This window comes from Pseudomonas inefficax (genome assembly GCF_900277125.1).
Taxonomy (GTDB): Bacteria; Pseudomonadota; Gammaproteobacteria; order Pseudomonadales; family Pseudomonadaceae; genus Aquipseudomonas; species Aquipseudomonas inefficax.
This window is the reverse complement of record NZ_OPYN01000123.1, coordinates 38,300-52,507: the sequence shown is the minus strand read 5'-3', so window position 1 is coordinate 52,507 and position 14,208 is coordinate 38,300. Positions and strand designations below refer to the sequence as shown.

The 14,208-nt window shown below is 63.2% G+C and carries 11 protein-coding genes; 6 read left to right on the top strand and 5 right to left on the bottom strand.

Annotated elements, in window-relative coordinates; translation table 11 throughout:
- Window positions 1-94: 94 nt before the first annotated feature.
- From qhpG to JV551A3_RS14575, 4 genes are read right to left on the bottom strand one after another with little or no spacing between them, the layout of a single operon-like run.
- A complete protein-coding gene (qhpG, locus tag JV551A3_RS14590) occupies window positions 95-1,387 on the bottom strand; it encodes a flavin-dependent monooxygenase QhpG (RefSeq protein ID WP_133972140.1) in 1,293 nt (430 codons plus the stop codon).
- The gene (gene qhpE / locus JV551A3_RS14585) at window positions 1,380-2,057 is read right to left on the bottom strand and encodes a subtilisin-like serine protease QhpE (RefSeq protein WP_133972138.1); all 678 of its coding nucleotides are present in this window, start codon (window positions 2,055-2,057) and stop codon (window positions 1,380-1,382) included. Before qhpE ends, qhpG begins: the two co-directional genes overlap by 8 nt.
- Entirely contained in the window at window positions 2,047-3,780 is a 1,734-nt protein-coding gene (locus JV551A3_RS14580) for an ABC transporter ATP-binding protein (RefSeq protein ID WP_133972136.1), read from the bottom strand. The genes qhpE and JV551A3_RS14580 overlap by 11 nt, the downstream gene beginning before the upstream one ends.
- A 1-nt stretch (window position 3,781) precedes the next feature.
- Entirely contained in the window at window positions 3,782-5,692 is a 1,911-nt protein-coding gene (locus JV551A3_RS14575; RefSeq protein ID WP_133972134.1) for a sigma-54-dependent Fis family transcriptional regulator, read from the bottom strand.
- A gap of 754 nt (window positions 5,693-6,446) precedes the next feature.
- On the opposite strand from JV551A3_RS14575, the gene JV551A3_RS14570 reads away from it, so the two are divergent.
- From JV551A3_RS14570 to JV551A3_RS14545, 6 genes are all read left to right on the top strand, one after another.
- Complete coding sequence (locus tag JV551A3_RS14570; RefSeq protein ID WP_133972132.1) at window positions 6,447-8,549, top strand: type VI secretion system Vgr family protein; 2,103 nt, start codon at window positions 6,447-6,449, stop codon at window positions 8,547-8,549.
- A complete protein-coding gene (locus JV551A3_RS14565) occupies window positions 8,546-9,121 on the top strand; it encodes a DUF4123 domain-containing protein (RefSeq protein ID WP_133972130.1) in 576 nt (191 codons plus the stop codon). The genes JV551A3_RS14570 and JV551A3_RS14565 overlap by 4 nt, the downstream gene beginning before the upstream one ends.
- Window positions 9,118-9,960 (top strand): hypothetical protein, encoded by an 843-nt coding sequence (locus JV551A3_RS14560; protein WP_133972128.1) that lies wholly within the window; start codon window positions 9,118-9,120, stop codon window positions 9,958-9,960. The genes JV551A3_RS14565 and JV551A3_RS14560 overlap by 4 nt, the downstream gene beginning before the upstream one ends.
- Window positions 9,953-11,833, top strand: coding sequence for a hypothetical protein (locus tag JV551A3_RS30985; RefSeq protein ID WP_235874578.1), 1,881 nt, complete (start codon window positions 9,953-9,955; stop codon window positions 11,831-11,833). Before JV551A3_RS14560 ends, JV551A3_RS30985 begins: the two co-directional genes overlap by 8 nt.
- A 79-nt stretch (window positions 11,834-11,912) precedes the next feature.
- Window positions 11,913-12,764: a hypothetical protein gene (locus JV551A3_RS14550; RefSeq protein WP_235874577.1), complete on the top strand. Its 852-nt coding sequence runs from the start codon at window positions 11,913-11,915 to the stop codon at window positions 12,762-12,764.
- 3 nt (window positions 12,765-12,767) lie between these two features.
- Window positions 12,768-13,040 carry a PAAR domain-containing protein gene (locus JV551A3_RS14545; RefSeq protein ID WP_080604882.1) on the top strand — a complete coding sequence of 91 codons (273 nt, stop codon included), beginning with the start codon at window positions 12,768-12,770 and terminating at the stop codon, window positions 13,038-13,040.
- A gap of 293 nt (window positions 13,041-13,333) precedes the next feature.
- Here JV551A3_RS14545 and JV551A3_RS14535 read toward each other — a convergent pair whose 3' ends face one another.
- The gene (locus JV551A3_RS14535; protein WP_133972124.1) at window positions 13,334-14,182 is read right to left on the bottom strand and encodes a CsgG/HfaB family protein; all 849 of its coding nucleotides are present in this window, start codon (window positions 14,180-14,182) and stop codon (window positions 13,334-13,336) included.
- Window positions 14,183-14,208: the final 26 nt, after the last annotated feature.

The window sequence follows — 14,208 nt, the reverse complement described above, 5'->3', positions numbered from 1 at the left end:
GCTCCCACAGGTTCAGCATAAACCTTGAAGCTAGCGCTGTACCTGTGGGAGCGGCCTTGTGTCGCGAAAGGGCCGCACAGCGGCCCCGGCGATCTCAAACCAACCCCTGCTCCAACAGCCAACGCCGCACCATCATCTGCTGTTCACCCGCCAAGCCTGACAATACTGCCTCAACCGGCCTGCCACTACGCACTTCCCGCACCACCGGCGCCAGCTCCACCCCCTGCAAATGCCACACCCCCAGCGGCTGGTCCGCCGTCACTACAACTTCGGCCTCGTCCACCAGCCCGTCACGCAGTACAGGCCGCCGCTCGACCCGTACCGCGTGCCAATCCGCTGCCAGATGCAGTGGCTGCACATCCGGCCAGCCTTGGCGCTGATCCCAGAAAGGTTGACCCACGCGACCCTGCTCCTGACCATAGAAGTCCCGCCCAATCCTGGCAAAGCGCAAGAACAGCTGCTCAACCCGCTGCTGATGGAACTGCCGCGCCAACGCAGCCCGCTCGGGCTTGCGCAGCAACGTATTGATCACCACCGGCGCCTGCAACGCCGAAGACAGCGACTGGAAAATCCCGTTGCCCGAAAGCGGATCAACCGCCATCGCGGCATCACCCACGCGTATCCAGTCCTGCCCGACGCACTCACCGGCCAGAATCGCGGTACTGCTGCGCGCGTACACCTCAGCCGGCGCCAATGCCCTGGCATCGAACAGTTCGGCCACCAGCGCGCTGCCGGCTCGCCGCGCCGCGCAATAGTCCGCCAACCCGGCCTTGCCCGGCAGCCCGGCGGCGTCCAGGGTGACTTGCCAGTAGCAGCGGCCATCTTCCAGGCGCGCCATCCACGCCCAGCCATCCGCCAGGCTTTCCACCGCCGATGCTGGCGCCCCGGGGGCGGCCTGCCAGACATTCAGCAAGCTGACCGTTTCCGGCCCGCGCAGGCGGTCTGCAGCCAGCGGGGCCTGGCGGCCTCGGGCTTCGACCAGGAAATCGGCCTGCAGTACTTGCCCATCGTCCAGGCGGATACGATGGCCACCTTCGGGGACAACCTCACGCACCCGCCCCTCGACCACTCGCACACCCGCGAGTTGGAGGTCGTCGCGCAACGCCCGATCAAACCTTTGCCGATCCAGCAGAAACTCCTGGTTCAGGTGTAGCTGCTGGCCGTTCCAGTGCACTTGCCGAGTCGCCGGCATCGCCGCCTGGCGCAAGGCCCCACCAAGGCCGGCGTGGCGCAGACCATCCAGTACCCGTTGCGAAACCCCTTCGACCGCCGCGAACCGGCGCCACTCGGACACCACCGTGACCGCATAGCCCAGCCGCCGCAGGCCAATGGCCGTGGCCGCACCCGCAGGGCCTGCCCCCAACACGACAATGCGTGGTTCAGCCATGGCCGGCACCTCTTCGCTCAGGGCCGGTAAACGCCGCGTGTTGGCGCAACCAGTCATGAACCTGCTGGCGGCTCATGCCCGGCTTCTCACGCAGCAACGCGGCAATCCTGCCACTCAGGGCCGCGCAGCCGAGGCTCGCGCCCGCCCTGCCGCCCGCCCCCACATAACCGCCGAAGTCCGCCTGCCGGGTACCCAGCCAGGACCACTGGCCCGGCGCACACCGGGCATCGCCGGTGACCCGGATCACCCCGGGGTAGCTGGCCGGGTACACTGGCCCGCCCTGGGCCGGGCTGGAGGCGCACAACAGCACGCCCGCGGCCAAGGCCTCGGCGCAGGCCTGGGCCAGCACAGGCCGGTCCTGCTGCAAGCCAAGGCTGAGGTTGACCAGCGTAACCCCCGCCTCCACCAGCCACAGCAGCGCGGCCGCCACCTGCAGGGCGCTGGTGCTGGCCTGGGCGCCGAAAACCTGGGCCAGCAGCGCGGGCACCGGCCCGGCTTCCCGCTGCAAGCCGGCGAGCACCACACTGCCGTGCCCAAGCTGGTCGGGCAGCATTTCACCTTCGCGCAGCTGGCCGTCCTCCAGCCAGAAGCGACGCGCGCCCAGCAAGGCACTGGCCTGCTCCGGCGAGCAGCCACTGTCGATCACCCCAACGCGCAAGTCAGTGCCCATGCTTGCTCACCTCCTCGGGCAGCACCTGCAATTGGCCAGCGTGCAGCTGCAGGTGCAGGTCGGCATCGGCCAGGGTCGAAGCACGGTGGCTGATCAGGATGCGCGTGCGGCCGGCGAACAGCTGGTCGATGGCCGCGATCACTTCGCGCTCGGTGGCTTCGTCCACCGCCGATGTGGCCTCGTCCAGCACCAGGATCGCCGGTGCCTGCAGCACCGCGCGGGCGATGGCAATGCGTTGCTTCTGCCCGCCGGACAGCTGCTGACCACGCTCACCCAGCAGGCCGTCCAGGCCCAGCGGCAGGCTGTCGACCAGGCTGTCCAGCCGCGCCAGGCGCACCACCCGCTCCAGTTCCGCGCGGCTGGCCTCGGGCACGCCATAGGCCAGGTTCTGTGCCAGGGTGCCGCGGAACAGCACGATATCCTGGCTGACCACCGCAATGCGCCGGCGCAGCGCGGCCAGGTCCAGTTCGCGCAGGTCGGTGCCGTCCAGCAGGATGCGCCCGGCGTCCGGGTCGTAGAAGCGCTGCAGCAGGTCGATCAGGGTCGACTTGCCCACCCCCGAGGCACCGCTGATGGCCACCTTCAGGCCACCCGGCACGCACACCTGCACGTCGTTCAGCACCGCGCCCTGGCGCCCTTCATGGGCAAAGCTCACCCCCTCCAGGCGCAATTCACCCGGGCCGTCGGGCATCGGCTGCGGGTCGGCTGCCGGGCGCACGGCCACGGCCTCCTGCTTCAGCTCCATCACCCGCCCCAGGCTCACCGCCATGCGCTGCACCGCCACGTACAGGCCCAACAGGCTCTGCACCGGCCCTACCGCCATGCCCATATAGGTGGAAAAGGCGATCAGCGCACCCAACTGCCAGGTACCCTGAATCACCCACCAGCCGCCGACCAGGAACGCGCAGGCGCGGCACCAGGAGGTCAGCGTGCCGGGGATGGCCTGGGTGAAGAATTCGGTCACCTGCACCTTGAGCAACTGGCGCATGTAGCCCTGGCCCAGCTGGTCCAGGCGCCCCGCCTCGCGCCCTTGCTGGCCAGCCGCCTGGATGAACTTCATCGCCGGCAAAGTCTCGACCAAGAACGACGACACATCCGCCGAGCGTTCGCGCAGGTTGCGTACTTCGCGCTCCACCTTGCGCCGCATCCAGCGCAGCCACAGCACTTCGAGGGGCACCAGCAGCGCCAGCAGCAGCGACAGTTGCCACGACAGCATCAGCATCAACACCACCGCGCCCACCAAGCCGATCACTGCCGACACCGCCGAAAACAGCGAATCCACGGCAAAGCGCTGGATTTCCGCCACATCGCCGTCCAGCCGCGAAAGGATGTCGCCTATGCGCCGCCGCCCGTAGAACGTCGGCGACAGCTGCTGCAGGTGGCGGTAAAGGTCATCGCGCAGGGCAAACAGGATGCGCCCCGACAGGCGCGTGTGCAGGTAGCGGTTGACCCCGGCCAGCACGGTACCCAGCAGGCCCGCGCCGATCATGATCGCCGCCATGTGCCAGAGGGTCTGGTAATTCTTGGCCAGCAGCCCCTCGTCGATCAGCGTCTTGACCAGCCAGGGTTGCGCCAGGGCCAGCAACGAGGCGCCCAGCGACAAGCCGAGCAACAGGCCGATGGCGCGCCGGTGCGGGCGCACGAAACCATACAGCCAGGCCAGCGCCTGGCGCATGAGCACCGGGTCGCTGGATTCCACCAGCCGGGCGAACAGGCCGCCCACGTCAGCCGCGCAACTGCTTGAGCTTGCGGTACAGCGTCGCCCGGCTGATACCCAGCGCCTCGGCCGCTGCGGACACGTTGCCCTGATGGCGCGACAAGGCGCCACGGATCAGCTCCAGTTCGTTGTCCTTGAGGCTGCCGGAAGGCGTCGCGCTGCTGGCCAGTTCGTCCAGCAGGCAGTCGGTGAGGTGGTCGAGGGTCAGCACCTGCTCGCCGTCCTCGCGCATGGCTAGTGCAGTGCGTACCACCATTTCCAGCTGGCGGATGTTGCCCGGCCAGTCGAAGCCTTCGAGCAGCGCAGTCAGGGCCGGGTCCAGGGTCACGCCCCTGGCTTCGGACTTGTCCAGCAGGCCCTGGATGATCGTGGTCAGGTCATCCCGCTCGCGCAGCGCCGGCAAACGCAGCGACACGCCGTTGACCCGGTAGTACAAGTCTTCGCGGAAGTGTTGTTCGTGCACGAGGCGCTTGAGGTCCCGGTGGGTGGCGCAGATCAACGCCACGTCGATGTCTTGTTCGTCGCCTGCGCCCAGTGGCGCTACGCGGCGCTCCTGCAATACCCGCAACAGGCGCGCCTGCAAGGCCAGCGGCATGTCGCCGATTTCATCGAGGAACAGCGTGCCGCCGTGAGCCTGCATCAGCCGGCCGACCATGCCGCCCCGGCGTGAACCGGTGAAAGCGCCCTCGCGGTAGCCGAACAGCTCGGACTCGATCAGCCCTTCAGGGATGGCCGCGCAGTTGACCGCCACAAACGGTTTTTCAGCACGCGGGCTGGCCTGGTGCAGGGCCCGGGCGACCACTTCCTTGCCGGTACCGGTCTCACCCAGCAGCAATATCGGCAAGCCATTACCCAGCCCCTGGCGGGCCATACGCAGATTGCGCGCCAGGCGCGGGTCGCCCCCGGCCAGCGCATCGAGTGCAGGCGACTGCTTGCTCAGCGTCGGCTTACTGACCGGCGTGCTGCCATTGACCCGGCCATGGCGTGGCAGCTGCAAGGCGCGGAAGTAGAACTCGCCCTTGGCGGTCTGCACACTGCTCACCCCGCCCTGCCACAGGCGGGCGATGAAGGCCGGCGAACGTTCGCCCAGCAAGTCGCTGCTGCGCCGGCCCAACAGCTCATGGCGGGGGACCTGCAACAGCTGGCAGGCACTGTCGTTGGCAGCCAGCACTTCACCGTCCAGGCTCAGCGCCAGCAGGCCATGCCAGGCGCTGTTGAGGTATTGCGGGCGGCTGTGGAAGGCCAGCACCAATTGCTCCGGGTGACACAGGCCGAACATGCGGCTTTCGATGTTGCCGGCCGCCAGCATCAGTGTTGTCAGGCTGTCCTGTGGTTGCGCCATCACCCCTTCACGGGTGATGTCGAGCACGCCGATCACCTCGCCGCGCGGGTCGCGCAGGGGTACCGAAGTGCAGGAGAACGGGCTGAGGCGGTCGAGGTAATGTTCGCCGCAGTTGATCAAGGTCGGCCGGCCTTCCACCACTGCCGTGCCGATGGCGTTGGTGCCACGCAATGACTCGCTCCAGCAACTGCCCGGGTGCAGGTCGCGCAGGCCCTCGCGGCTGAGCACGTGGGTCTGGCCTTCGATGGCCAGCACGTTGGCCTGGGCATCGCCGAGGATGACGATGCCGGCCTTGCCCTGCCGCGTGACCAAGTAGTCCAGTTCGGGGGTAACGGCGTCGACCAGCAGGCGGTTGCGCTCCAGCAGCACACGCAGGTCGTGGCCCTGCTCCAGGCCCAGGCCGACTTGTTCGCCCTGCAGGCAGTCCAGGCCATGGCCCAGGCTGCGGCGCCAGGAGGCGTCGATCTCGTCGCGCAGCATGCCCAGCGGCAGCTCGCCTTCACTCGCCAGCTTGAGGCGGGCCTGGCGGGATTCGTGCAGCGGGTCGTGGGCGTTTGTTATGAGTTGTCGCGCCATTTTCTACTCCGGCTGTACCCCGCAAGATGGCGGGGAACGGGCTTGGGAATTTTCCGCAGTGTGCGGGAGAAATCCCTGGCCGTCATCAGGCTGCGGTAGAAGGTGGCATATGGTGACGTTTACGTAAAGGGACGCCCAGAAGCACTGTCTTGCTCAAGATCTGAAAGCTTGCGCAAGCTTTGTGGGAGCGGGCATGCCCGCGAACACCGGCAAAGCCGGTGCCATTCACCGCGTCCTCTGCTTCGCGGGCGCGCCCGCTCCCACAGGGACGGCGCGGGCTTCGAGTTGACGCAGAACCTATGGGAGCGGGTTCACCCGCGAAGAGGCCCTCAAGGTCAATCACGGCTTCCGCTTGATTTCAACAAAGCCCAGGTGCCCGCCAGACACTCGGCACCGGCCCATTCGCGGGTAAACCCGCTCCCATAGGGGCGGCGTCGTATTCGACATCCCACAGGTACTGCGCTGTCTTAGCCACCATAAAACGAAATAACCGGACATAAGGCCGCTCCTGCAGAAGCAGCGCACAACTTGCTCTCAACCAAATGGCCAACCCAACAACTAAGAAAAACACTAAGTTACAAGTTTCAGAAAGTTCCTACTTATATCCAAAAACAACGACACCCTGTTTATTTAAATCCCGCCGCAGCCCGCCTACCCTGCAACTCCCGCCATCGCCATCAACCTTACCCCAGGCCCTCTTTACACCAAGATTACGGCTGATACCGGAGCAATTCTTCACAAGGAAAAACACGCCATGTACCGACAATCTGATCTGCGCTTCAGCTTTCAACCCTTGGCTGGCGACATTCAGTTCGAGGTGCTTTCATTCGAACTCGACGAAGCCATCAGCGCACCATTCCAGTTGAAGCTGGAGCTGATCAGTCACGAAGATGAAGTTGACTTCGGTCAGTTGCTCGACAAGCCGGTACTGTTCACGATCTGGCAGCACGAACGCCCATTGCGCTACGTACACGGCGTGACAAGCAGCTTCAGCCAAGGTGAAACGGGCTTTTATCGCACCCGTTACCACGCCCTGGTCGAGCCCCTCCTGGCCCGCGGCAGGCTGCGTTCGAACTGGCGCATCTTCCAGCAGAAAACCGTGCCGCAGATTCTCGAAATCATGCTCAAGCGCCAGTGCATCCTTCATTTCGAGTTGCACATTTTTGGCGAGCACCAGGTGCGCGAGTTCTGCGTACAGGCCGGTGAAACGGACCTCGACTTCATCGCCCGCCTGGCGGGTGAAGAGGGTTTCGTCTATCGCTTCGAGCACACACCGAAACACCACCTGCTGGTCATCACCGACCGGGTGCTGGCGCTGGGGCAGATAAGCCGAGGAGCGATCAGGACCGAAGATTACGATGAAGGGCTTAATGAAGAGGACGACGTCGGCCCCGACCAGGTGCTGTACCGCGCCAACAGCGGTGGTGATCAGGCTAGGCCTTGCCTGCGGCGCCTGCGTTACAGCGAGCAGGTACGCACTGCTCGACAGGTACAGCGGGACTACACCTTCACCAACCCGCAGTACCGGCAAGAACACCGCGCAGATGAAAGTGGCATCACCCATCAGTCCCAGGACTATGAGCGCTTCGACTACCCCGGCCGCTACAAGCGCGATGTGGTCGGCGTGCCCTTCACCGCCACCCGCCTCACAGCCCTGCGCCATGACGCCCGTATTGCCGATGTCGAGGGTGACGATGTACGCCTGCAACCGGGGCTGAGCTTTACCCTAATCGAGCATCCGCGCAAAGACCTCAACGCCCATTGGCGCGTAATGCGTGTACATCATGAGGGTAGCCAGTTCACCAGCCTGCAAGAAGAAGCTGCCGGGGCCGAACAAGGAACGCGCTACTCGCAGGAAGCCGTGCTGGTGCCCGGCCGGATCGAATGGCGACCTGCGCCGCTGGACAAACCGCGCATCGATGGGCCGCACATGGCCACCGTCGTCGGTCCACCCGGCGAGGAGATCTATTGTGACGAATGGGGACGGGTCAAGGTCAGCTTCCCCTGGGATCGCGAGAGCAGAAACAACGAGTTCAGCTCCTGCTGGGTGCGTGTGTCGCAGGGCTGGGCAGGCGGCAGCTGGGGCTCGATGGCTATCCCACGCATCGGCCAGGACGTGATCATCCAGTACGTTAACGCCGACCCCGACCAGCCGATTATCACCGGGCGCACCTACTGCGGCGATCAACTGCCGCCCTACGAGCTGCCGGAACACAAGACGCGCATGACCATCAAGAGCCAGACCCACAAAGGCAATGGCTTCAACGAACTGCGTTTCGAAGATGAACTGGGTCGGCAGGAAGTGTACGTGCATGCCGAAAGGAACATGAATACCAAGGTCAAACACGACCAGACCCTGAACGTCGGCAATGATCGCGCCACTGCGACAGGCCGCGACCAAAACACCAGCATTGCGCGTGACGAGACTATCGATACGGGACGTGATCGCCGCGATCATGTGCACCAGGACCGATTCACCAGCATCGACCGCAACGATATCCACTCCATTGGCAACACAAGCCGCATCACCATTGCCGCCGACCACAGCCTGAGTATCGGCGGCAATCAGTCGCTCGTCATCGAAGGTACGCGCGCCATTGAAGCCCGTACCGCTCAGCGTCTGCTGACACGGTCCTACATGCTTCAGGGCACGGAACGTATTCACATCCGTGGCCCGAGCGGCAAGATCATCTTCGATGCCGACGGCATAACCATCGAAGCCCCCAACATCCGTTTCAAAGGCAATGTCACCTACCAAACACCTGTGCAGGCACAGGTCGAAGCCATCGAGGCCGCTATTCGAGAAGGCTCACCGCTGATCGAAGAATGCCCCTTTGCCGGGAAGGACGACGCATGAGCCTGCACCAGCAATTAAGCGAAGGCAGCCTGTACACGGGTGTCGTCAGTGCAAGCCTGTTCGTGCTTGCCGAAGCGTCGGCCAATCCGGGCCTGCTGGGCAGGCTCGAGTTTCATTCCACCCGACACCAATGCCTATGGCACCTGGACCATCACACCGGGCTGGAGAAGCATGCGCCATTACTGTTCCAGCTGACAGCAGGCAGCGAACTGGATGCCTGGCTTGGCAGCCTGGACGGGGCCTTCGCCTGTACTTTCGCCGAGACCACACTGCCCCTCGAAGCCCTCGCGCGGCACCTGCGCCGCTTTGGCAAAGTCCAGGAAGGACGACGTCGTTACTTCATGAGGCTTGGTGATCCTCGGTCGTTAAGCTTCTACGTCGGCTCACTGACGCAGCAGCCAGACACCCTGGCCCGGCTGTTCGATCACGGACGCATACGCAAACTCTACTTTCACGATTCACGAACCGGGCTTGCACTTGGCGCACAGCCGCTGTTCGAGCAAACAGAAAGCAGCATCGAACGGGAAGGCTGCCTGGCCTGGCTGCCATTGCGCCACGAGGTCCCTGCATGAGCCTGCCGAGTCTGAATCTGGGTGCGCTGCAAGCTGCCTCGCTACGGTCCACCAACCGTCGACTGTCCCGCTTCCTGCTGGGGACGTTGGACGGTTCGCTTGCGCGTTTTCATACCCGTCCCGAGGATGTTCCCCTGCTGGTAGCCAATGCGGGGGCTCTGGTCAGCAACAGGGGCTACACCTGCGGCAAGGAATACAGCTTGCTGGTGCTGAGCCACTTCTTGCTGGGTCTGGGCTGGTGGAACGACCCCGCAAGCGTATCGGTGTGGTCAATCCACCAGGTTCCCGGCCTTACCCAGGATGAGCGACTCGAAATGCTGACCGTGCGGGCAGTAGCCCACCGTATGCAGTGGGAGGGTCAACTTACCCTTATGCATGACGTCACACGGCAGATTTTGCGCCTGCCCGATGACGATTGCGACCACGACCGGCAGTGGCGATCGCTGGAGCAACTGATGACCCTGCGCGGCATACCAGCTGACGCGCAGCAGTCTTGCTACTGCTGCTATGAGTCGGATGCCAGCCGCCGCTATGCGCTGCCCGCCATCAACCACAAAGAGCTGAACGGCAACGAGATCCTCGCCTACCGCTATTACGGAAAACGGCTACCTCAGCCGTCCGATGACCTGTACAAGCTGCCCCCGTTGCCCCGCAGCCAAGTGCTGGTGCATGTGCTCCTGGCGATCGCGTTCGGTCGACACTTTTACCTCAACCCATTGTTCACCCCTTGGGTGAAGTTGCTTGAAGCCACCGACTCTCCCCGAGAGCGCTGCAGGGTGTTGGCAGATCAACTGGCAGCCCACCAACAAGCACTCAAGGAGCCGAGTCCGCATGGTTGAAGCATCAGCTTTACAAGCACTGGGGCAAGCCGCACTCAACGGCGCGCTGCCTGTCCCACCCGACATTTGCGTACCCTGCTCCCTGCCCGGCGCGCTGTTCTCCCTCGACGGCGGCGACGGTTGCGACCAGTTGCTAGGCATCCCCTCACAGAACGGCGTCGGCTCTGCCTGGTTTCGCAACAATCCCTGGATCCGCGACCAGGAACGCAACCACCGCGATACCTTCCTCCAGCAGGTGCTGGAGCATGCCGGCGACACGCTGGGCATTGCCTGGCTGGCTGAGTTCTATGCCTTTGCCGCCAGCGAAAAGTTGCAGCTGGTGTGCATCGACGACGAGATCCGCCTCGACGAACTCCCCCCGCCCGTACTCGACCATATGGGCGGGCGTAGCCAGCACGGTTATGGCTTCACCCTGCACAGCAATTTCTTCTTCACCGACCACAAGATCTATTTCGCCACCTTCACCCATGTGCAGTGGGCCGAGGCGCAACGGGAAGAGTACGTCGACGAGCACGGCACCCAGCGCATCAGCCCGCCCTACACCTGGCACACGCCCAGTGGCCTGTACCCGATCGAACAGGCCTGTGAACAGCTGGCCCGGCACTACGCCGAAGCCAAGGCCCGGGCTCGCTTCTGGCAAGGCGTCATTGGCGCGGGCGAATTCGCCCTCGGGGTGCTGGCGATGGTGCCAGTGGTCCGTGGCATCAAAGGCGCCGCAACCCTCGGCCGCTATGCCTTCGTCGCCTTGGAAGCCGCGCTGGCCGCCGATGCCATGGTCGACGGCAGCAGCCGCATGATCACTGGCGAAGGCCTGAGTATCGGCGAGCAGTTCTTCACCGACCTGGCGCGCCTGGCCAACCCCGACACTGCCGAGGCACGTGGCAAGCAGGTATTCATGGCCATCAACCTGGCCCTGCTGCTGCCGGCCGCCATCGGCGGCGCCCGTTGGCTGATGCACAAGTTGCAGCCCGGCAGCATGACCACCGTACGCCTCGACAACGCCGCGCTGTCGCAAGAGGAAGTCCGGCGCCTTGGCAACCGTAGCGCCGGCGAAGTCACCGTACTGGAAACCCGCATCCAGCGACGTCCCCGCGAGGGTGAGCTGCCGGTCACAGCACATGAACTGCACTCGGTGGAGCGCAATGCCAGCCTGGTCGCGCTCGATGTGGTCGGCGGCAAGGCCGACTACGCCTACATGGCCACCACCCTGCGCGACCGGCTGGTGGCCATGATCCAGCACAGCATCGGGCCGGTGCGCATGGGCGGCAGTCTGACCCGGGTCGTCGCCGATGCCGGCGAAGAAGCCCTGGCGGCGGCCCTGGTCAGCCACTGGAAGGTCAAGCCGGAGAACATCCTCGGCCTGAGCACCCACCCTTCCCGGCCCAGCCAGTTCGGTTTGAAGAACAACAGCGACCAGGGCATCGACATGCTGGTGTACGTACCACCACCGCCCTCGATGACGGTGCGTAATCCGACGACGCAGGAAATGCGGCATCACATTGATGGGCTGAAGGGGACGGCACCCGTGGAAGAGCTGCAGTTCAAGGCGGGTACGTTGTTGGTGATCGAAGTGAAGACGACTTTAGGGAAAAGCAAGACGCCTGCTTTTATCAACACCCAGAAAGCAGGAGGCAAAGCCAACCTTCAGCGCATACAGGACTTGATTCGCAGGAAAAGACAAGGTTGGGGAGAAGCCCTTACAAAAACTGACCCCGCCTTTATTACAAAGTACCAAGCAGTAGAGGACAGCTTGGATTCGCGAAAAGTCTCATTTCTTCATGCACAAGTATTCTTTGACTCGAAAGGTCACCCTAATAGCATTGCCGGTGACCGAAGCGGAATACAAATTAATCTCTGGAACCAACATGAATAGACAGGCAGAAGATCGACTCAAAGTCAGCTTGAAAAAAATACATGAATGGGCGAGAGAGGACCTACACGTGAGGTGCGACATGCTGACGTCTTACATCATGACTGGCGAAATCATCGGCATCGCTTGCAATCAGATATTCAAAGCTGGCATGAACAATATTGGAAAAGGTTTACAGCTTGCACCGCAGCACCCACATGGGCCAGCGTCATTGGATTTCGTTTCTGGCATTACACAGATGTTAATCGCTGAAGCAATCTTAATACAAAAACTCGCGGACACTAAAGAAAGTAGCATCGGCAATTTAGATGGGACCACTCACCTAATGTTGTGTGCACTGGCTACTGGCCGGTTTGAACTGGTTGAGCCCTTTCACCAAGCTATTTTCACAGGTATTCATAATGGCTACGGTGTCAGCGATGGCCACAATTTGCCAATCGGTACCACCTTACGCTACGCCGCTTTCGGCCTGACCATTATCGGCGATTGGCTCGGCAAACCGCTCGACCTCGACAAGCACGCCCTGCCTCGCGACCCTGCCTGGGGTCAATTGGTCGCCCATTGGCGCGAACCTGATCCCGATAAACTGGCGCCTGTTCTGGTGGCGGCCTGCGACACTCATGTCCAACGCATCGCCCTGACATCCCGCGAACTCGACTCCGGCAATTTCGAATTCGGCTCCCCCTTCGAGGCCGGCTACCCCGCCGAGATCCTGGCCATTCTCAACCTGCGCCGTTCGCTGGGCCTGCCGAACCCTTCCATCGACCACCCATTGATGAAAACACCCTACGCCAGGCTGACCTGCCCGCCTGGCATGCGCTTCGAGCCGGATGAACTGCTTATGCGCTTCCTCGCTGCCGCCTGCAAACACGATCCTGATGCCGTACCGACCGGCCTTTACGAAGCAATCATGCAAAACAGCGCAAAGGATTGAGCGATGTCCCGACAAGGTGCGATTCGAAAAGGTGATCCCCACAGCGGGGGTGGTCGGATGGGGGAAGGAAGCGGAGTTCTTGTCAACGGGCGGCAACAATGCGTTCTCGGAGATCGTGCGCCATGCGCGCTTCATGGAGGGACATTTGCATTGGTCTCTGGCGGTGACGGTAGTGTCTTGTTCAACGGTATTTCTTTGGTATTCGAGCCTGCGGAGCTTGCTTGTGGGTGCAAGGTTTCATCTACCTGTTCGGGACCTTATGCCAAAGAGGGCTGAACGACCTGAAGAACGTGGTTTCATGCATCGTCCTCTTCGCAGGCTTGCACGATTTGAACAGCGCTCGCGTTGTCTGTTTCGCGGGCGCGCCCGGTCCCACAGGGACGGCGCGGGCTTCGAGTTGACGCTGAACCTGTGGGAGCGGGCATGCCCGCGAACACCGGCAAAGCCGGTGCCATCCACCGCGTCGCCTTTTTCGCGGGCGCGCCCGCTCCCACTGGTACTGTGCTGGCTTCGAGTTGACGCTGAACCTGTGGGAGCGGGTTCACCCGCGAAGAGGCCCTCGAAGCCAATCACTGCTGCTCATTCTGGCTCAGATACTTGTCCACCGTAGCCTGCCCCTCCCCCGCATCCCCCGCAACCTGCCACAGCCGCCGTTCAATCCCCTGCGCCAGCAAGTGCCCCACCGCCGCCTCGATCGCCGACAGCACGCACAGTTGCGCCGGCTCATTGGTGGTATACCCCACCTCGGCCTCCAGCAGCTTCTTGAACTCGATGAACTTGAACACCCCGGCACTACGCCCGACCGAATAGATGGTCTTGCTGGTCATCACGTTGGCCAGCACCTGCCCGGTACGCACGTCCACCGCACGCAGGTTCACGGTCACCTGGTCGACGCGGTACTCGCGGGAGATGTCTATCCCTAAGTAGCGGGCGCCTTCGCCGCCGCTGCGCACGTTGGTGTCGTAGGCAATGATGCCGCCCTCCAGCATCAGGTTGGCGGCCTGCAGCGGTGGCAACTCGCCCATGATATTTTCCGGTACATCAGGCTTTTTCTGCGAAGCTCGGATGATCTTGCGCTCGGTCAGCAGGTTCTGCAGGCCTTCACGCTCCAGCACCACGAACCAGCCGCTGGCGTTCAGCGCGTCCATCAGCATGCTTGCCGCACCCTGGGTGACGCTGGTGGAGAACGAGCTGGCCGGGGTCGGCTTGTACTGCCCGGTCTGGTCGCGGAAGCCGTACACCACCGCCATCAACCGACCCTTGGGTCGTGGCATGTTGATCAGGTCGTAGTAGGTCGAGGCCCGGGGGGTCAGGGTCGGGGTTTCCGAGTCCTGTTCGGCGGGCATCGGTTCGCGCAGGCCACAACCGTGCAGACCCAGGGCGGTGAGGATCAGCAGCGTGCTCAGCAGACGTTTCATGGTGTTCTCTCCCCAACAAATAGCCT

Bases quoted from the DNA above. Each gene is read 5' to 3' on its own strand.
- JV551A3_RS30985 (WP_235874578.1), top strand. From the start codon at position 9,953: ATGGTTGAAGCATCAGCTTTACAAGCACTGGGGCAAGCCGCACTCAAC.
- qhpG (WP_133972140.1), bottom strand. From the start codon at position 1,387: ATGGCTGAACCACGCATTGTCGTGTTGGGGGCAGGCCCTGCGGGTGCG.
- JV551A3_RS14560 (WP_133972128.1), top strand. From the start codon at position 9,118: ATGAGCCTGCCGAGTCTGAATCTGGGTGCGCTGCAAGCTGCCTCGCTA.
- JV551A3_RS14575 (WP_133972134.1), bottom strand. From the start codon at position 5,692: ATGGCGCGACAACTCATAACAAACGCCCACGACCCGCTGCACGAATCC.
- JV551A3_RS14535 (WP_133972124.1), bottom strand. From the start codon at position 14,182: ATGAAACGTCTGCTGAGCACGCTGCTGATCCTCACCGCCCTGGGTCTG.
- JV551A3_RS14550 (WP_235874577.1), top strand. From the start codon at position 11,913: ATGCTGACGTCTTACATCATGACTGGCGAAATCATCGGCATCGCTTGC.
- JV551A3_RS14570 (WP_133972132.1), top strand. From the start codon at position 6,447: ATGTACCGACAATCTGATCTGCGCTTCAGCTTTCAACCCTTGGCTGGC.
- qhpE (WP_133972138.1), bottom strand. From the start codon at position 2,057: ATGGGCACTGACTTGCGCGTTGGGGTGATCGACAGTGGCTGCTCGCCG.
- JV551A3_RS14545 (WP_080604882.1), top strand. From the start codon at position 12,768: ATGTCCCGACAAGGTGCGATTCGAAAAGGTGATCCCCACAGCGGGGGT.
- JV551A3_RS14565 (WP_133972130.1), top strand. From the start codon at position 8,546: ATGAGCCTGCACCAGCAATTAAGCGAAGGCAGCCTGTACACGGGTGTC.